At 51.5% G+C, this 18422-nt stretch carries 21 protein-coding genes and 2 tRNA genes; 10 read left to right on the top strand and 13 right to left on the bottom strand.

What is annotated here, in order from left to right; translation table 11 throughout:
- Window positions 1-230 precede the first annotated feature (230 nt).
- Both KQJ18_RS02230 and KQJ18_RS02225 read left to right on the top strand, forming a co-directional pair.
- On the top strand, window positions 231-1781 hold the full coding sequence (locus KQJ18_RS02230) for a YjjI family glycine radical enzyme (protein ID WP_150344632.1): 1551 nt from the start codon (window positions 231-233) through the stop codon (window positions 1779-1781).
- On the top strand, window positions 1753-2616 hold the full coding sequence (locus KQJ18_RS02225; RefSeq protein WP_204578887.1) for a YjjW family glycine radical enzyme activase: 864 nt from the start codon (window positions 1753-1755) through the stop codon (window positions 2614-2616). Before KQJ18_RS02230 ends, KQJ18_RS02225 begins: the two co-directional genes overlap by 29 nt.
- Window positions 2617-2681: 65 nt before the next feature.
- On the opposite strand, the gene KQJ18_RS02220 is transcribed toward KQJ18_RS02225, so the two are convergent.
- From KQJ18_RS02220 to holD, 8 genes are all read right to left on the bottom strand, one after another.
- A complete protein-coding gene (locus KQJ18_RS02220) occupies window positions 2682-3458 on the bottom strand; it encodes a metal-dependent hydrolase (protein WP_216421335.1) in 777 nt (258 codons plus the stop codon).
- Window positions 3455-4528 (bottom strand): patatin family protein, encoded by a 1074-nt coding sequence (locus KQJ18_RS02215; protein ID WP_085048357.1) that lies wholly within the window; start codon window positions 4526-4528, stop codon window positions 3455-3457. The genes KQJ18_RS02220 and KQJ18_RS02215 overlap by 4 nt, the downstream gene beginning before the upstream one ends.
- Window positions 4529-4649: 121 nt before the next feature.
- Window positions 4650-4811 carry a DUF1328 family protein gene (locus KQJ18_RS02210; protein ID WP_003019081.1) on the bottom strand — a complete coding sequence of 54 codons (162 nt, stop codon included), beginning with the start codon at window positions 4809-4811 and terminating at the stop codon, window positions 4650-4652.
- 127 nt (window positions 4812-4938) lie between these two features.
- The gene (gene osmY / locus KQJ18_RS02205; RefSeq protein WP_038636996.1) at window positions 4939-5556 is read right to left on the bottom strand and encodes a molecular chaperone OsmY; all 618 of its coding nucleotides are present in this window, start codon (window positions 5554-5556) and stop codon (window positions 4939-4941) included.
- 306 nt (window positions 5557-5862) lie between these two features.
- Window positions 5863-7452, bottom strand: coding sequence for a peptide chain release factor 3 (prfC, locus tag KQJ18_RS02200; protein ID WP_006686587.1), 1590 nt, complete (start codon window positions 7450-7452; stop codon window positions 5863-5865).
- Window positions 7453-7544: 92 nt separating this feature from the next.
- A complete protein-coding gene (gene yjjG / locus KQJ18_RS02195) occupies window positions 7545-8225 on the bottom strand; it encodes a pyrimidine 5'-nucleotidase (RefSeq protein WP_008786125.1) in 681 nt (226 codons plus the stop codon).
- Window positions 8226-8239: 14 nt separating this feature from the next.
- Window positions 8240-8686: a ribosomal protein S18-alanine N-acetyltransferase gene (gene rimI, locus KQJ18_RS02190; protein WP_150344628.1), complete on the bottom strand. Its 447-nt coding sequence runs from the start codon at window positions 8684-8686 to the stop codon at window positions 8240-8242.
- Window positions 8655-9068 carry a DNA polymerase III subunit psi gene (holD, locus tag KQJ18_RS02185; protein ID WP_038636992.1) on the bottom strand — a complete coding sequence of 138 codons (414 nt, stop codon included), beginning with the start codon at window positions 9066-9068 and terminating at the stop codon, window positions 8655-8657. The genes rimI and holD overlap by 32 nt, the downstream gene beginning before the upstream one ends.
- A gap of 103 nt (window positions 9069-9171) precedes the next feature.
- On the opposite strand from holD, the gene rsmC reads away from it, so the two are divergent.
- From rsmC to KQJ18_RS02170, 3 genes are all read left to right on the top strand, one after another.
- Entirely contained in the window at window positions 9172-10203 is a 1032-nt protein-coding gene (rsmC, locus tag KQJ18_RS02180; RefSeq protein ID WP_038636991.1) for a 16S rRNA (guanine(1207)-N(2))-methyltransferase RsmC, read from the top strand.
- Window positions 10204-10425: 222 nt separating this feature from the next.
- Window positions 10426-10512 (top strand) — tRNA-Leu (locus KQJ18_RS02175).
- A 32-nt stretch (window positions 10513-10544) separates the two neighbouring features.
- Window positions 10545-10630 (top strand) — tRNA-Leu (locus KQJ18_RS02170).
- A gap of 36 nt (window positions 10631-10666) precedes the next feature.
- On the opposite strand, the gene KQJ18_RS02165 is transcribed toward KQJ18_RS02170, so the two are convergent.
- On the bottom strand, window positions 10667-10903 hold the full coding sequence (locus tag KQJ18_RS02165) for a DUF1435 domain-containing protein (protein ID WP_074458506.1): 237 nt from the start codon (window positions 10901-10903) through the stop codon (window positions 10667-10669).
- Window positions 10904-11154: 251 nt separating this feature from the next.
- Between KQJ18_RS02165 and KQJ18_RS02160 the strand changes: the two genes are divergently transcribed.
- The gene (locus KQJ18_RS02160) at window positions 11155-12231 is read left to right on the top strand and encodes a GGDEF domain-containing protein (protein ID WP_038636989.1); all 1077 of its coding nucleotides are present in this window, start codon (window positions 11155-11157) and stop codon (window positions 12229-12231) included.
- 108 nt (window positions 12232-12339) lie between these two features.
- Window positions 12340-13128, top strand: a complete 789-nt coding sequence (gene fhuF, locus KQJ18_RS02155; protein ID WP_038636988.1) for a siderophore-iron reductase FhuF — start codon at window positions 12340-12342, stop codon at window positions 13126-13128.
- Window positions 13129-13157: 29 nt separating this feature from the next.
- Here fhuF and KQJ18_RS02150 read toward each other — a convergent pair whose 3' ends face one another.
- On the bottom strand, window positions 13158-14501 hold the full coding sequence (locus tag KQJ18_RS02150; RefSeq protein WP_150344627.1) for a PTS sugar transporter subunit IIC: 1344 nt from the start codon (window positions 14499-14501) through the stop codon (window positions 13158-13160).
- Window positions 14491-14631: a hypothetical protein gene (locus KQJ18_RS02145; protein ID WP_170973693.1), complete on the bottom strand. Its 141-nt coding sequence runs from the start codon at window positions 14629-14631 to the stop codon at window positions 14491-14493. The genes KQJ18_RS02150 and KQJ18_RS02145 overlap by 11 nt, the downstream gene beginning before the upstream one ends.
- Window positions 14632-14865: 234 nt before the next feature.
- Here KQJ18_RS02145 and KQJ18_RS02140 point away from each other — a divergent pair, with 234 nt between their 5' ends.
- Complete coding sequence (locus KQJ18_RS02140) at window positions 14866-15324, top strand: YbaK/EbsC family protein (protein ID WP_038636987.1); 459 nt, start codon at window positions 14866-14868, stop codon at window positions 15322-15324.
- Between the two features lie 57 nt (window positions 15325-15381).
- Here the strand turns inward: KQJ18_RS02140 and bglJ are convergent, their stop codons facing one another.
- Complete coding sequence (gene bglJ / locus KQJ18_RS02135) at window positions 15382-16059, bottom strand: DNA-binding transcriptional activator BglJ (protein WP_051594501.1); 678 nt, start codon at window positions 16057-16059, stop codon at window positions 15382-15384.
- Entirely contained in the window at window positions 16020-16745 is a 726-nt protein-coding gene (locus tag KQJ18_RS02130) for a response regulator transcription factor (protein ID WP_150344626.1), read from the bottom strand. Before KQJ18_RS02130 ends, bglJ begins: the two co-directional genes overlap by 40 nt.
- A gap of 452 nt (window positions 16746-17197) precedes the next feature.
- Here KQJ18_RS02130 and KQJ18_RS02125 point away from each other — a divergent pair, with 452 nt between their 5' ends.
- Window positions 17198-17974: a threonine/serine exporter ThrE family protein gene (locus KQJ18_RS02125; RefSeq protein WP_085048363.1), complete on the top strand. Its 777-nt coding sequence runs from the start codon at window positions 17198-17200 to the stop codon at window positions 17972-17974.
- A partial coding sequence (locus tag KQJ18_RS02120) for a threonine/serine exporter (protein WP_216421333.1) occupies window positions 17965-18422 on the top strand: 458 nt, incomplete at its 3' end. The genes KQJ18_RS02125 and KQJ18_RS02120, both read left to right, overlap by 10 nt.

Below are 18422 nucleotides of genomic sequence, written 5' to 3'. Positions count from 1 at the left end.
TTCACCTTGCGAGTTTGTTAGTATTCTAACATCCGCTCGCGATTACACTTCGATATACATCACAGTTAATGAAAACCACATACAGATTTGCATTACTCTAATGAGATCTGCTTCAAATAATTCACCTTTACACAGCAGGTGCGGTGGCATCAGACGCATCCGGATCAAAGGTTGCGGCGGCATAGCTTTCTACAATGGCGCTATACCTTCGGCACATAAAGGAACCAACGATGCCCACTTCAAGCGAATTCGCGCTGCAACAGCGGTGCCAACAAATCGTGACCAGCCCGACGCTCAGCCCTGAGCAGAAACGCCACTTTTTGGCGCTGGAGGCTGAAAACGCGCTGCCTTATCCGCCACTGTCCGCTGAGGCCCGCCAGGCGCTGGATGACGGGGTGATCTGCGATATGTACGAAGGTCATGCCCCGTTCAAACCGCGCTATGTGCTGCCTGATTACGCGCGTTTTTTGGCCAACGGTTCCTCATGGCTGGAGCTTGAAGGCGCCAGCGACCTTGATGATGCGCTGTCCTTGCTCACCATCCTGTACCACCACGTTCCGTCAGTGACCTCGATGCCGGTCTACCTCGGTCAGCTCGACGCTCTGTTGCAACCGTATGTTAGAATTCTAACACAAGAAGAGATCGATATTCGAATAAAACGTTTCTGGCGTTATCTCGACAGAACCCTGCCAGACGCGTTTATGCATGCCAATATCGGCCCTGCCGATACGCCAGTCACCCGCGCAATTTTACGTGCAGATGCAGAGTTAAAGCAGGTTTCACCGAATCTGACATTCATTTATGATCCGCAAATTACCCCTGATGATCTGCTGCTCAACGTGGCGCAAAATATCTGCGAGTGCAGTAAGCCGCACATATCCAACGGCCCCGTAAATGATAAAATTTTCACAAAAGGTCAGTATGGCGTCGTGAGTTGTTACAACTCTTTACCGCTCGCCGGGGGCGGCAGCACGCTGGTCAGGCTCAATCTGAAAGCCATCGCAGAGCGCAGCACCTCTGTCGATGACTTCTTTACACGCACCCTACCGCACTACTGCCAGCAGCAAATCGCCATCATTGATTCACGATGTGAATTCCTCTACACGAAATCACATTTCTTTGAGAATAGCTTCCTCGTGCAGGAAGGGTTGATTGATCCCGAACGTTTTGTGCCGATGTTCGGGATGTATGGTCTGGCGGAAGCGGTAAACCTGCTGTGCGAAAAGGCAGGACAAAGCGCCCGCTACGGGAAAGATGCGTTCGCCAATCAGCTCGGGTATCGCATTAGCGCCCAACTGGCGGAGTTTGTCGAACGCACGCCGGTGAAGTATGGCTGGCAGCAGCGCGCGATGCTGCATGCACAGTCGGGGATCAGTTCTGACATCGGCACCACGCCCGGCGCGCGTCTGCCTTATGGTGATGAACCTGACCCCATCACCCATCTGCAAACCGTCGCGCCGCATCACGCATATTATCACGCCGGGATCAGCGATATCCTGACGCTGGATGAAACCATCAAGCGTAATCCACAGGCGCTGGTGCAACTGTGCCTCGGCGCGTTTAAAGCCGGAATGCGTGAATTCACCGCCAACGTGAGCGGCAACGATCTGGTCCGCGTCACGGGCTATATGGTGCGCCTGTCGGATCTGGAAAAATATCGTGCCGAAGGATCTCGCATTAACACCACCTGGCTTGGTGAAGAGGCCGCACGCAATACGCGCATTCTGGAACGACAACCTCGTGTGATAAGCCATGAACAGCAGATGCGCTTCAGTAAGTAAACTGATCCCTTTCTCCTGCGTCGACGGGCCGGGCAGCCGCCTGGCTCTGTTCCTGCAAGGGTGTAATCTGCGCTGTAAGAACTGCCACAATCCATGGACGATGGGGCGCTGCAACGACTGCGGAGAATGTGTGCTGCATTGCCCGCATGAAGCGCTAAGCCTGAGTGCAGGAAAAGTATGGTGGCAGTCCGATGTGTGTCAGCAGTGCGACACCTGCCTGCGCCTGTGCCCGCAGCAGGCGACGCCGATGGCGCAAACCATGAGCGTTGATCAGGTGCTGCAGCATATTCGCAAGGCAGCCCTGTTTATTGAGGGAATTACGGTCAGCGGTGGTGAAGCTACTACCCAGTTGCCGTTTATTGTGGCGCTGTTTACCGCGCTCAAAAGCGATCCTCTGCTGCAACATCTGACCTGCATGGTCGACAGCAACGGCATGCTGAGCGAAACCGGCTGGCAAAAACTATTGCCGGTGTGCGACGGGGTAATGCTCGATTTAAAAGCCTGGGATAGCCTGTGCCATCGCCAGCTTACCGGTCGAGATAATACGCTGATTAAACAAAGCATTATCTTTCTGTCAAGGCAGGGAAAGCTTGCTGAGCTACGCCTGTTGGTGATCCCCGGTCAGGTGGATTATTTGCAGCATATTGATGCGCTGGCGGCGTTCATTAAGCAGTCAGGCGAGGTACCGGTGCGGCTGAATGCCTTTCATGCGCATGGGGTGTATGGCGAAGCAAAAGACTGGCCGAGCGCAACGCCAGAGGATGTGGAGCAACTGGCGGCAGGATTGCGCGAGCGTGGGGTGGATAACCTGATTTTCCCGGCGCTGTATCTGTGATTACCGGATGCGACGACATCATAGGTAGGCCGGATAAGGCACAGCCGCCATCCGGCGCCCAACAATCACACATTAAACAACGCGGTAGTATTGCGATACAGCGCATCTGCTATCACGTCCGCAGGCTCTTGACGCAGTTCGCATAATGTCTCAAACACTCTGAGGGCCTGCTCGGGGCGGTTGGGCTGTCCCTGAAAACCATTGAGCGGCATGTCCGGCGCATCGGTTTCCAGCAGGAGTGATTGCAGCGGCAGTTGCGCCATCACCTCACGGGTTTTACTGGCGCGTGGATAGGTAATGGTGCCGCCAACGCCAATTTTGTACCCCAGTTGCACAAAGCGTTGCGCCTGCTGCAAACTCCCGGAAAAACCATGCACCACGCCGGTTCGTGGCAGAGCATGGCGTTTCAGATGCATCGCCAGCTTGTCATGAGTCCGTCGCGAATGCAGGATCACCGGCAGTTCGTAACGCTTCGCCAGGTTAAGCTGCGCGTCCAGCACCCGTTCTTGTTTATCAAATTGCGGATCATCCCGATAAAGGTCCAGTCCAATCTCGCCTACGGCTACCAGCTTTTGCGGGCGCGTATCCAGCGCCTGCTGCAGTTGGTCCAGACTGTCATCGCCATGTTGTTCAATAACAATGGGATGCAGACCCAAAGCAGCAAACAACGGCGGATACTTTTCCGCTAACGCCAGTACGCGGGAAAAGTTTGCCGCCTGCGTCGCCGGAACAATGATGCAATTCACACCGACCGCCGCGGCACGTTGAATGCTGGCGGGCTCATCATCGGTAAACGGCGGGAAATCAAAGTGACAATGTGTATCAATGAAACGAAAACTCACGCCAGATCCTCGCTATCAAACGTTGTATCGTTAGCCTGAGGCGCATTGGTCACCACGGGCGCGTGGGCATCGTTGGCCACCGGTGCGGGAGGAACCACCACCGGTCCCGGCACGACAATCTTCGGCGTCTGACGAGGCAATGGCGCGTTTTTCGCCAACAACTTGCCGACGGTGGCCAGGAAGTAACGACCACACAAACGCCCGGTCTTATAGTCTTCTCGCAGCGCCGGAATACGGCTGCCCAGCGCCATGCTGTGGAGCGGTTTAGGCGGATAGATCTCAAAGATTCGCAGCTTACCCGGCGGCTTTTCAATAAAATTCTGGATCGCGCGATAGCTGGCTTCATGGTGCTGGACCAAATTCAGCAACGGTTGCAGACTGCTTTCGCCCAGCCAGCGCTCCATACGTTTGAACCACTGCGGGGTGTAGTACATTTGCGAAGGCACAGTGCGGATCACCACCAGCGTTTTTGCGCCATGCTTCGCCGCTTCCTGTACGGGTATGGCATCGCTGACTCCCCCGTCCAGATAGTTCACACCGTCCAACGCAACGCCAGTGCGGTAGAATCCCGGAATAGCGCTGGAGGCGCGAATGAGATCGAGCCAGTTTTGCCGGTTTGGCGAAAAATAACCAGGCGTATAATCATCACCCCGGCAGGCGCACATATAAAACGCTTTCCCTGAGGCAAACAGGCGCTCGGCGTTATCCATCGCCAGCGGCATCTGGGATGAGGTCGAATCCACCAGCCAGTCGAGATCGATTAAGTTTCCCCCGCGCACAAAGCGCACTGGGTCAAAAAACTCACGGCGGGTGGTGTAACGCATAATGACTTTACGACCGTAACCGGGCTGGTTACACAGATAGGCTGAAAGGTTTTGCGCCCCGGCGGACGTCCCGTAGTAAAGGTCAAAGGGATTGAACTGCGCACGCATGAACTCATCCAGTACGCCAGCGGTAAAGATTCCTCTTTGTCCCCCACCCTCACACACCAGCGCCATACTGCCTGGTTGAAACGGACGTAACGATAACGGCGCAATATTACCGAGCGTGACGGGTATTCTCTGCCCCACCTCTGCCTTCCTGTTTTTTTTGTACTGGAACAACAAAGTAACGCAAATTGCCTGACGCTAAAACCGTAAAAGCCAGTCCACTGGACTGGCTTGGTAGCAAGTTATCTTTACGGTTTACTGACTAGGGTCGTTTACGCCCTGTAAACAGGCTGACCAGAAACAGAATGATCCCCACCACGAAAACAATTTTCGCGGCGCCTGCAGCGGTACCAGCCAGTCCACCAAAACCCAGTGCGGCGGCAATTAACGCGATAACCAGAAATATGATGCCCCATCGAAACATGCGCTTCTCCTTTACCATAGTTAATGTCACCGCTTGTTATGAGCGCTCAGGCTGCTCATCGGCGATATTTTTAGTGTGGTGCACAACACGCCTCCCGACAAACGTCAGGAGGACGAATTAAGTCGAATTACTGAGTTTTAAGGTCGTTTTTGACGCTTTTCACGCCATCAACGGCTTTGGCGATGCTCTCAGCACGATCGCTTTGTGCTTTTGAGTCAACGGTGCCGGAAAGTTGAACCACTCCATCAGTGGTCTCTACTTTCACTTTACGGGAAGGGACAATGTCATCAGCCAGCAGTTTTGCTTTAACTTCGCTGGTGGTTGCCGTGTCGCCCGCATAGCCTTTTACGGATGTGCTTTTGCTGTCGCGTACGTGTAGTTTGTCGCTCACTGAGGTTACGCCCTCAACGCCTTTGGCCACTTTCACGGCTTCTTCAGCCTGTGCCTGGCTTTCAACAAACCCGCTTAACGTCACCACTTTCTGGTCTGTTTTCACAGAAATATCGGTGCTCTTGATGCTTTCGTGATCCACCAGCGCAGCTTTTACTTTTGCTGTGATAGTGCTGTCATCCATGAAATTACCGACTTTGTTCATAGAGCTATCGACTTTCTGCCCCGCACTTTCGACACCAGATTGCGCTTTATCCGTCGTGGCGTTTTCTGCAAAAGCAGAACCCGTTGCAACAGCGGAGGTCAGCATCACGGCCAGCAGCGTTTTAGAAATCTTAAGTCCTGTCATTGTCATCGATGTATTCCTGTATGTTTTGCTAAAAGCGATGGTCTGCCGTAAACGGCGTTAACCAGCAACTAATCTTGTAAGTGGAATAAATATCAGCAATAGAAGCTGCAACAGGCAGCCTAAAAAGCATTTAACGCCGATATTTATGTCATCACATTGTTAAATATAGTTCAGGATTTCGTGATCGCAGTCCGGATTGACTAAAAAACAGGCAAACAACAGAAAAACGAGAGGTTTTAAGAACATTCCGCAAGGGATTTAAAAGACAGGGAAAGTTGCAGGGCACGGCGAATACCGTGCCCTGGAAGGCGATTAGTGTTCGCGCGTTTTGCGGAACTGAACGTCAGGGTAACGTTCCTGGGTGAGATTCAGGTTAACCATGGTCGGTGCGATATAGGTGAGGTTATCGCCGCCATCCAGCGCCAACTGAACTTCGTTTTTACGCTTAAATTCTTCGAATTTTTTCACGTCAGAACATTCTACCCAGCGCGCGGTCGCCACGTTGACCGACTCATAAATCGCTTCAACGTTGTACTCGCTCTTCAGACGCGAAACCACCACGTCGAACTGCAGCACACCAACAGCGCCCACGATCAGATCGTTATTAGCAATTGGACGGAAGACCTGCACCGCCCCCTCTTCCGACAGCTGAACCAGCCCTTTCAGCAGCTGTTTCTGCTTCAAAGGATCTTTCAGGCGAATACGACGGAACAGCTCCGGCGCGAAGTTCGGAATACCAGTGAACTTCATCATTTCACCCTGGGTGAAGGTATCGCCGATCTGAATAGTGCCATGGTTGTGCAAACCGAGAATATCGCCCGGATACGCTTCTTCCACATGAGAACGGTCACCCGCCATGAAGGTCAGCGCATCGGAGATCACCACGTCTTTACCAATGCGCACCTGACGCATTTTCATGCCTTTCTCGTACTTACCGGAAACCACGCGCATGAACGCCACGCGGTCACGGTGTTTCGGATCCATGTTGGCCTGGATTTTAAACACAAAGCCAGTGAACTTCTCTTCTGAGGCTTCCACGGTGCGGGTATCAGTTTTACGCGGCATCGGCGCAGGCGCCCACTCCACTAAGCCGTCCAGCATATGGTCAACGCCGAAGTTACCCAGCGCGGTACCGAAGAAGACCGGGGTGATTTCGCCCGCGAGGAACAGATCATGGTCGAACTCGTTAGACGCGCCCTGCACCAGCTCCAGCTCGTCGCGCAACTGCTGCGCCAGATCTTCGCCCACGGCGGCATCGAGTTCCGGGTTATTCAGCCCCTTAACAATGCGCACTTCCTGAATGGTGTGGCCTTTACCCGTCTGGTACAGGTAAGTTTCGTCTTTATAAAGGTGATAAACGCCCTTGAACAGCTTCCCGCAGCCAATCGGCCAGGTGATCGGCGCACAGCCGATTTTCAGCTCGTTCTCGACTTCATCCAGCAGCTCCATCGGGTCACGGATATCACGGTCGAGTTTGTTCATAAAGGTCAGGATCGGCGTATCGCGCAGACGGGTAACTTCCATCAGCTTGCGGGTACGATCCTCAACGCCTTTCGCGGCGTCGATAACCATCAGACAGCAGTCCACCGCCGTCAGGGTACGGTAAGTATCTTCGGAGAAGTCTTCGTGCCCCGGGGTGTCCAGCAGATTCACCAGGCAGTCGTGATACGGAAATTGCATCACAGAGGTGGTAATGGAGATACCACGCTGCTTTTCCATCTCCATCCAGTCAGATTTCGCATGCTGGCTGGAGCCACGGCCTTTTACCGTACCGGCGGTCTGAATCGCCTGTCCGAATAACAGCACCTTTTCAGTAATGGTCGTTTTACCGGCATCCGGGTGAGAAATAATGGCAAAAGTGCGGCGTTTGGCCACCTCTTGCAAATAAGGAGACAACGTCATAGTCAAATCTTCTTAGGTAAGCACGGCAACGGGCCGTGCAAGTTGAATACGAAAAATTGCGGCTATTTTACCCATCAATGGGGGGGAGGCAATCAGTGTTTACACAGGAGCTGCTCCAGTTCGCTTAATGACGCGACCGTCCAGGTCGGCTGAATGCCTGCTGGCTGCTCGCGATGGTGCGTATTTAGCCAGCAGGTGGATAGCCCGGCGTTAATGCCGCCAAGAATATCGGACTCTGCGGTATCGCCCACCATCAGCACGCGGGAACGGTCAGGATTGCCCGCCTGCTCCAGCGCATGGTCAAAAATACGGGGATCGGGTTTTGCCACCCCAACCTGCTCAGAAATCACCAGCAGATCGAAATAGTCGCGCAGCCCCGTCCGCTCAAGGCGGATTTGCTGCAACGCCGTAAAGCCGTTAGTAATGATGCCAATTTTCGTTTTATCACGAATCGCATTGAGCAGAGAGACCGCCCCTGGCAACGGCGAGCAGATCTCAGCCATCGCATTGATAAATGCGTCATTAAGCTGGCCTGGTTCGACCTTCAGGCGTTCAGCCCAGCTCTGGAAACGGGCATGCTGCAATTGTAATGACGTAATCGCGCCGTTTTGATAATCCACCCATAGCGGTTTATTCACGGCCTGGTAGTCCTGAAAATCTTCAGCGGTAAAGGTAATGCTATAGTCGAGAAACATCCGCTGTAAGCCGGTAAACGAGTCAAACGTAAACAGCGTTTCGTCGGCATCAAAGAAAATCCAGTCCCACTTTTTCATCATTACACCTTGTCTTACATGCTGATTGGCAATGCCATGATAATGGCGTCTTCATGACCATCGGCCGTCGGATAATAATTGCGCCTGATCGTCGCCTCGTTAAAGCCCAGGCTTTCATACAGCGCGATAGCGGCAGCATTTGAGGCGCGCACTTCCAGCCACAGCGTCAAAATGCCGCGCTTTTCCAGCTCATCGATCAGGTGCTCTAGTAGCTCGCGCCCCAGGCCCTGGCGCTGAAAGTCAGGATCGACGGCGATATTGAACAGCGTAGCTTCATCCAGCACCACCTGCGTAATCGCAAAGGCGGCCATCACGTCGTCAACCCTCAACTGAAAATTGAGGTAGCGATCGCCCAGGTTGCTGGCAAATGTTTTTTCACTCCACGGAAAAGCGTGGGCGCGTTTTTCAATCTGAAATGCTGCAGGTAAATCAGTCGGTTCGAGGGAAGAAATCGTGTTCATATGCGCAGATTTGTTGCCATAACGCGGCGCGGGCCGCTGGGTTTTCCCGTAATTCATTAAACGCAGGACTCTCGACCTGAGCGCCTTCCAGCAGTAGTGGCTCTTCGGTTCCCAGCCGCCAACTATTACAGCGACTGCCCTGCGGCAGCATGGCGACACGGTCAGGCGTCAATTGTAAAACCTGATCCGGGCTGACGGTTATTGCGCGTAAAATATCGCTCATTAACGGTTCGGTTAGCGCGGGTAGCTGTGCAGCAACCATCACTAAACGGATATGCGCAGGAATGGAGATCGCGATTTCGCCCTGCAGTGCGCCAGGACGACGCAGCGACCACTGCGTAATGCCCAGTTGCTGTAACTGCCAGTCTCGTCGGGATGTCATAGCGAAACACTCCTGTCTATCAGGGGCGCAAATATAGCAAATTTGTCGAATCCGTGCCATCAAACAACTATAATCCCCGGCTGTACAATTTAAGGAGCACTCCATGTCTGCTTTTACCCCGGCAAGTGAAGTCTTGCTGCGCCACAGTGATGATTTCGAACAAAGCCGTATTCTGTTTGCCGGTGATTTGCAGGATGATCTGCCTGCCCACTTCGAAAGCGCCGCCAGCCGTGCGCACACTCAACAACTTCACCACTGGCAGGTGCTGAACCGCCAGATGGGTGACAACGTCCGTTTCAGCCTCGTCGCTAAGGCCGATGACGTTGCCGATAGCGATACGCTAATCTACTACTGGCCGAAGAATAAGCCGGAAGCGCAGTTCCAGCTGATGAACATTTTGTCGCTGTTACCGGTGGGCAGCGATGTTTTTGTTGTGGGTGAGAACCGCAGCGGCGTACGTAGCGCAGAGCAGATGCTGGCCGAATACGCACCGCTGAATAAAGTCGACAGCGCGCGTCGCTGTGGCCTGTACCACGGTCGTCTGGAAAAACAGCCGGTCTTTGATGCAGAAAAATACTGGGATGAATATCAGGTTGATAATCTGACCATCAAAACGCTGCCGGGCGTATTCAGCCGTGACGGCCTGGATGTTGGCAGCCAATTGCTGCTCTCCACACTGACGCCGCATACCAAAGGTAAAGTTCTGGATGTCGGTTGTGGCGCGGGCGTACTCTCCGTCGCTTTAGCCAGCCATTCGCCCAAAGTCCGCTTAACCCTGTGTGATGTAAGTGCGGCCGCTGTTGAAGCCAGCCGCGCCACGCTTGCCGCCAACGGTATTGAAGGTGATGTGATCGCCAGCAACGTTTTTTCTGACGTGACGGGCCGCTTTGATATGATCATCTCCAACCCACCGTTCCATGATGGGATGCAGACCAGCCTCGATGCCGCGCAAACGCTGATTCGCGGCGCGGTGCGTCATCTCAACAGCGGCGGTGAACTGCGTATCGTGGCGAACGCCTTCCTGCCCTATCCGAAGGTGCTGGATGAGGTATTCGGATTCCATGAAGTTATCGCACAGACCGGACGCTTCAAGGTCTATCGCACCATCATGACGCGTCAGGCGAAAAAAGCCTAACTGATCAAGGCTGGATCAGGCATTTACGCTGCCACCAGACGTGACACTGAGCAACGCCGGATAGCGCTATCGCTTATCCGGCCTGGATAAAACGCCAAAAACCGTAGAAACGCCTTTTTTTTCGGCAATCACGTTAAGTTCGATAATTAACTGTTGACGCCCTGCATAAAATCTCTAGAATTCGCCTCCGTGGTAACGATACTTTTTGAGTGTCGATGGTATGCGAAGGTGGCGGAATTGGTAGACGCGCTAGCTTCAGGTGTTAGTGTCCTTTCGGACGTGGGGGTTCAAGTCCCCCCCCTCGCACCAACGAGGCGATATCAAAAAAATAAGATGACTGTGCGAAGGTGGCGGAATTGGTAGACGCGCTAGCTTCAGGTGTTAGTGTCCTTAGGATGTGGGGGTTCGAGTCCCCCCCCTCGCACCAATTATCTTATTTCCTTCTCTTTTTCCCCTGTTTTGCTTATCCCTGATTCCAGTTCATCATTACCAGCACAATGCCGCCAATCAGCGCTGCACATGAAGGTAACAGAATAAAATGCCGTAAGCGCTTGTGGTATAGCATGAGCGAAGTCAATAGTAATCCTAATACAATCATTACCTTCCATACATTGACCGACAGGTCGGTAAATGCCATCCCGGCAATGAGTATCCCCGGCAGCAGAACTCCCCATCCACTTCCCAGCGTACGTTGCAACATGGTTCCACCTACGACATTGATAATGATAACCAATATCATATGATATATTTTCTCATTTGTCAGCTGGGAGGCACTATCAATTATATGAGTTTTACTTAACGATTGATGACATGAATAATCTAAGGTGATAAATTGCTCGCCGGTTAACGCTTCAACTAAAAATAAAGACCTCAGCGAATGATACCCCGTTCGTTATTTGTTTTATTTACCAACACATCTTCGTATATTACAGATAACTAACAATATTTACTATGACAGTACAATCCTGGCGAACTCTGCGCACTAAAAAATATCAACTCTCTTTGCGTTTGTTTCTGCTTCTCAACGCAGTCTCCGCGCTGTTTACGCTTTTTTTCCCACTTTTTGCCGTCAAAGCCTTATCTGTACCGGCTCTGCTGATACTGATCACCAGTACGCTGCTGCTTATATGGCATGGGAAATACACGGATAAAAAAATTAATCTCCCTTTTATTTCAATAATCTTTGGCTTGTTATGGGCATTCCATATTTTTCAGAAATATTCCACACTCGGTCATAATGACTATTATTTTCTGTTAATCGCACTGCTCAGCGTGCTGTTTATTGGATCTATTGCTTTCGCCAATAATATCATCGCGTTTACGCTTCATTCTCTCCCCTCCGTCGCCGTCTGTTTATGGCTTAGCGGCAACGAGCATAGTTTACGAATTTTCTATTTTATGGCGTTACCGATGGCCGGGATCGCCATCCAACATGTGATACAAAAGCGCTACGATGGTTTCGCCCAGCAGTTGATGTACAAACTGCTTGAGGAACGGGAAACGCTCAACGGACTCAGCATGCTTGACCCGCTTACCGGTTTGTATAACCGCCGGGGACTGCAACACAGACTCGATACGCTGTTGGCGCTGAGCAACTCGAAACACTACGTGCTGTTATTGGATATCGACCACTTCAAAGCCTATAACGATCATTACGGGCATATGATGGGCGACCAGGCGCTGATCCGCGTCTCAGCCGCCATTCGTGATTCCGTACGATCCCGGGATGTGGTGGCGCGATTCGGCGGCGAAGAATTCATGGTTTTGCTGACCGCGATCGATCCGCAGCAGGCACAGGCCGCCGCCGAGCGTATTCGTCAGAAAGTGTACGACCTTAAAATCCCCCACATGTTTAACGAAAACGTGGCAACCAACGTGACCGTCAGTATCGGCATTGCGCCGCTGGTAGAGCAGGATATTGAGGCCGCTATCGCCAGAGCGGATAAAGCCCTGTACGAGGCGAAAAATCTTGGGCGTAACAACACGCTGGTCAGCGATGAGCTGAGGGTAAACCGCCCTTCACTCTGAGCTATCTGTGCGGTGGCATCCGTCATCGCGACAAAGATCTTGCCATCGTTCATCGTCAACTATAGGATTAGCAATCATTATCATTTCGATTAACATCCTTATATTGCCATGGCTTATCGTTCCGCACCGATCGTTGAAGATGTCATCTGGCGTAGCCACCTTCCAGCAAAGATGCCCTCGCTGGCTGCTGCTGTACGCGAAACGATAGCCCAAACTCGTGAGCACCTGCTGGACTTTATTCGTCTTGACGAAATCCCCGTACCGGGCGCGATGACGCTACATGAATGGACGCAACCAGCGACGCTCAGTTCGCTGTTGGCCGTTTATTCAGACCATATCTATCGAAACCAGCCCACGCTGACACGCGAAAATAAGCCGCTGATTTCTCTCTGGGCGCAATGGTATATCGGGCTGATGATGCCCCCACTCATGGTAGCCCTGCTAACGCAAAAAGAGGCCATTGACGTCTCACCTGAACACATGCGCGTTGAGTTTCACGAAACGGGCCGTGCAGCCTGCTTCTGGATTGACGTCCACCAGGATCACCAGACTACAGCCCTGTCGCCTCAACAACGCATGGAAACGCTGATTCTCTCGGCACTAACGCCGGTTGTGCAGGCGCTGGAAGCAACAGGCGAGATCAACGCCAGGCTTATCTGGAGCAATACCGGATATTTAATTCACTGGTATTTAACGGAAATGAAGCCATTGTTAGGTGAAGAGCTGCTGAACTCACTGCGGCAAACCTGCTTTTTTGAGAAACAACTCTCCTGCGGTCAGGATAATCCGTTGTGGCGTACCGTTGTTCCACGCGAAGGATTACTGGTGCGCAGAACCTGCTGCCAGCGTTACCGCCTGCCCGACGTTCAGCAATGCGGTGACTGTACGCTGAAGTAAGCGAGGAGCCGTAGCCCCTCGTCAACAATTTATGCAACCTGCTGGTTTTCCTCTTCTATACGCTGTGCTTCTTCTTTTTCCTGCGCCAATAGCTGCTTTTCATAGACCTTAAAGAATGGGAAATAGATGATCGCCGACACCAACGCCAGCAGGACGACCAGGATGGCCGCGCGATAATCCCAGCCTAACGCCCATGCCGCGCCAACCGGTGCCGGGGCCGTCCAGGGAACGACGGAAATCACCCGTCCAATTAAATCCAGCTTCATCGCCGCCCAGGCCAGCACCGCATTCACCATCGGGGCCAGCAGAAACGGGATAAAGAACACCGGATTCATGACAATCGGCGTACCGAAAATCACCGGTTCGTTAATATTAAAAATGCTGGGGACCACACTCAAACGCCCAATCGAGCGTAAATGAGCCGAACGGCTGCGCAGATAGCAAATCACTAACCCCATCGTCGCGCCGGACCCACCAACCACGATGAAAAACGTCCAGAATGCTTCCATAAAGATATGTGGCAAAGGCGCGCCCTGTGCCAGCGCCGACTGATTCATTCCGAGATTGGTTAGCCAGAACATTTGCAGCATCCCCGACACAATCGCCGCACCATGGATCCCAGCAAACCACAGTAGATGACCAATCAGCACGGCCAGTAGTATCGCCGGGAGAGAATCAGCAGCGGATACCAGTGGTTTAAAGATGGCCATAATGGCCTGCGGAATTAGCATGTCAAACTGCGACTGTATCACCAGGCTCAGAGGGTACAGCGTTAGCACCACCACCAGCACCGGGATCAGCAGATCGAAGGAGTTTTTGATCATTGGCGGCACCTGATCGGGTAAACGGATGCCGATGTTGTACGCCTTCAGGAAACGCATCATTTCCACACAGTAAATCGCCACGAGGATAGCAGTGAAAATCCCCGTCCCACCCAGGCTATCGACGGGCATCGCGCCTTTGGTTTTCGGCGCGGCAATCAGCAAAAAAGCCATGATGGACAGCATTGCGCACATAAACGGATCTAACTGATGCGACTTCACATAGTGCTTACCCAGGTTATAAGCGATAGCCGCACAGATGTAGACCGACATGATCCCCATCGTCATATCAAACGGTGTGAGGATCTGGCCTTCAAACTGTTTTGCCATATCCAGCCATGCACGGGCAAATCCCCATGTGGTATCAGGAGAAAATGGCGGGTAGGCGAAAACCAGCAGAAATGAACCGACGATCATAAAGGGCATAGCCGAAATAAACCCATCACGGATTGCCATCACATGACGTTGTGAAGAGATTCGTCCGGCGACAGGGCTGACGTAGTTTTCAACAAAGCGGAAAATCACATTAAACACAGCATGATTAGTAAACATAGCCGCTCTCCCGTTGCGCAAAACCTTGCGGCCATGCAGGCATCAACACCACCACGCAAAGCTCATTACACTTTTTCGCAACCGTGCCGGGAAGAACACCAGCGCTACTGCATTTTGAGTTAAGTTTCATAGATGGCTCTTATTATGTGATACAGAGGAAGTGACAACTTCAGTATTAATCGTCATTTCAACATTCTGCAACCGGTTACTGTAACCGGTTTCTTTGATTGTGAAGATGATCGAAAAACTGCCAATGTTGCCATGTTGTTACAATAAAATATTTACAGCGAGCTTGCCCCTATGACAAATTACGCCATGCGGTTTTCTGCTGTATGAGCTGCCCGTAGGCGATTTGGAGAGAAGAATGAGTTTGCAATCAGTACGCCAATTTTTGGCGCAACACGCCCCAGATATTGAGATCATCGAATTAGATCAGAGCACGGCAACCGTCGAGCTGGCAGCAAAAGCTCATAACGTCGAACCTGGTCAGATCGCGAAAACACTTTCGCTAAAAGTGAAGAACGACATCATTCTGGTCGTCGCCAAAGGCGATGCCCGGCTGGATAATAAAAAGCTAAAGAGCACATTCGGCGCCAAAGCCCGTATGTTGAGTAGTGATGAGGTCGTGAATGCGACGGGTCACCCCGTTGGCGGCGTTTGTCCTTTCGGGCTGGAAACACCGATATCGGTTTATTGCGATGTCTCTCTGAAGCACTATGCTGAAGTGCTGCCTGCGGCAGGAGCCATTCACAGCGCGGTTCGCATCACGCCGGAAAGGATGGCTGAGCTAACGTCAGCCACCTGGGTTGATGTGTGCCAATGATGTTTCACGCCCCGGGTCGGTGACTGAACCCGACACAAAATACGTCTACGTTGACCGTCACGACGCCGCTTGAAGAATGGGTGTCGGTTCGCCTGCACGCAGATACAGCAGGATATCGGCAGCATCCAGTAAACCCGCATCTGAGCTCACGCCCAGCTTGGACATTACGTTAAATTTATGCGCCCGAATGGTTTTAATATTCCGTTCAAGCTGAACGGCAATCTGCGGCATCGAATAGCCATTTGACATAAAACGCAGTATTTCTCGTTCTGTGGGGCTAAGCACACGGCTTTGATTGATAAACCAATGGTTTTTCGCGCTTTCGGTTGTCCGGGTAGGGCAATTCAACGACGTAAACAAAGCTTCCTGCAGCACAGTTAACGAAGAGGCTTTGCTAACGACCCCATCCAGCGGCAATGGTGACAGAGAGCCAATTAAACGTGCCTCAGCATCGTCATCGGCAATCACCACACGCCTGATGCGAGGGAAATTTATCGCCATCTCCGTCAGATAGGCGAGTCCTGCTCTGCGATCGGTTCTGATAGCAGAAAGAGAAAAAATTACTGCCGAAAATGACATTTTTAACATCGCCTGACTAAAGGCAGGCTGGTTCGAAAAGAGATGAAGTGCGTATTGGTCATCCGGCATGGTATTAAATAAACTCTCAATACCCACGCGACTCATCGCACATTTTTCTACAAGTGCGACGTTTCTTTTAATGCTTCTGCTTTCCATTCCGTGGTCTCCCCATATACTGAAGGTAAATTCAGTTCTCGCGATCCTTGAGAACTATTTATCCATGCGTACATTTCTGCATTGCTATGTATTGATAAGCGACGCATGGCGCTGTTCTTTTGGGCGCTGATTGTTTTATTACTTTTCTTAAGTAACGATGCAATCTGGTTAATTCCCCAACCTTTTCCCAGGAGTCTCAGCACTTTCCTCTCCGAGAGAGTAAGTGCAATTGAGCGGGCGCTATTGTCAGCCAACTCTGGTATTACGGGAGGGGAAATCAGAGATTTACTTATCCTCTCAGCTCGGGTATTTCCCGCGTGAATTACATTCACTAAACTTTCAATCGGCTCAGCATCAGATAACAGCGAACTGATCGGGCACATCAGCAGTTCGATGGCGAGAGGGTAAAAAACACGAGATACAAGAAACACCCAATGAATATCACGGTATTGAGATAATAAAGAATAAAATTGTTCGCAAACTGAGCGAGGATGATTGCAGTCTGCTGATAAATCAGCAATCACCAAATCAGCGCACCGCAACTGCAACAATGTTAGTTCTTCAACAGAACGACAGTAAGTCAATTCGTAATCAGCAAACTGTTCTTGCATTACACCTTTAAGCCCAGTTTGTACGATCGGTAATTTGCTAATAATAATTGCGTTTTTGCAGCGTCCTGGCAACATATCCCCTCCACATTCACCAGTCCGTATTCGCATTTATTAGAAGATCCCTGATAAATTAAACGTATTAATTAACAGGAAAACCCTAAACAATAGACGAGGTGAATTGTTTATCCTTGGATTTCATTCAAACATTAAAATAATGGCGCTATAATCCCAATAGCGTCAAACTATTGAACCGTTATTACAAAATTACGCATAAATACATTCTATGTACAATTAAAAGAACTAAAATAGAACGTTAGAATTGCTTACGTATTTGCCATCCTGATAAATAAAACTATCTTATCATGTGATACTGTTTTTATTGATTAGCAGGTAAGGCATGTAAGCGAGTACGACCTGCGTCTTTTTTCAACACAAAGATTGATCTTGCCAGAGCCAACTGGCTCATGCTTCATGATAAAAAGAAGACATTCACTATTCAATGAGATCCTTTTCAGTCAGAGCGAACCATGCAAACAGAGCAGTCGTCACAGCGAACGGTTACACGGTTATGTATACAATGTGGGCTTTTTTTACTCCAGCATGGTGCAGAAAGCGCGCTGGTTGACGAGCTATCCACTCGCCTCGGCCTGGCGCTTGGCATGGATAGCGTAGAAAGCGCCATCTCCTCCAATGCGATTGTCCTGACTACCATTAAAGATGGACAATGCCTGACGTCGACCCGAAAAAATCATGATCGCGGCATTAACATGCACGTCGTGACGGAAGTGCAGCACATCGTTATTTTAGCGGAACACAAACTACTGGATATAAAAGGCGTTGAGAAGCGCTTCAGCCAGATTAAGCCGCTACGCTATCCAAGATGGCTGGTCGCATTGATGGTCGGTTTGTCCTGCGCCTGCTTTTGCAAACTCAATAACGGCGGATGGGACGGCGCGGTGATCACCTTTTTCGCCAGCATGGTGGCGATGTATATCCGCCAGATTCTGGCGTCACGGCATTTGCACCCGCAAATCAACTTTTGTATCACCGCCTTTGTGGCGACCACAATATCCGGCCTGTTGCTGACGCTGCCGACCTTTAATCACACCCCAACCATCGCCATGGCTGCCAGCGTGCTGCTGCTGGTTCCGGGTTTTCCGTTGATCAACTCTGTCGCGGATATGTTTAAGGGGCACATTAATACCGGGCTGGCTCGCTGGGCCATTGCCAGTCTCCTGACGTTGGCAACCTGCATTGGGGTGGTTATGTCGATGACCTTATGGGGGCTGCGCGGATGGGCGTGATCGATTTCATTCTGGCGCTGATACAGGACATGATCCTGTCGGCGATCCCGGCTCTGGGCTTTGCCATGGTGTTTAACGTCCCGCACCGCGCGCTTCCCTGGTGTGCGTTACTCGGCGCGCTGGGCCACGGTTCACGAATGGTGATGATGAGCGCAGGGTTTAATATTGAATGGTCAACCTTCATGGCGTCGCTGCTGATTGGCTGCATTGGGATCCAGTGGTCGCGCTGGTATCTGGCGCATCCTAAGGTCTTCACCGTTGCGGCTGTGATCCCGATGTTTCCTGGGATCTCCGCCTACACCGCCATGATCTCCGCGGTAAAAATTGGCCATTTCGGCTATAGCGAAGCGCTGATGATCACCCTATTGACCAATTTCCTGAAAGCTTCATCGATTGTCGGCGCGCTCTCTATCGGCTTATCCGTACCAGGCTTATGGCTGTATCGCAA

Origin of the sequence: Citrobacter sp. S55_ASV_140, assembly GCF_018919505.1 — a bacterium.
GTDB classification, from domain to species: domain Bacteria; phylum Pseudomonadota; class Gammaproteobacteria; order Enterobacterales; family Enterobacteriaceae; genus Citrobacter; species Citrobacter werkmanii.
This window is presented reverse-complemented; position numbering and strand designations above follow the sequence as displayed.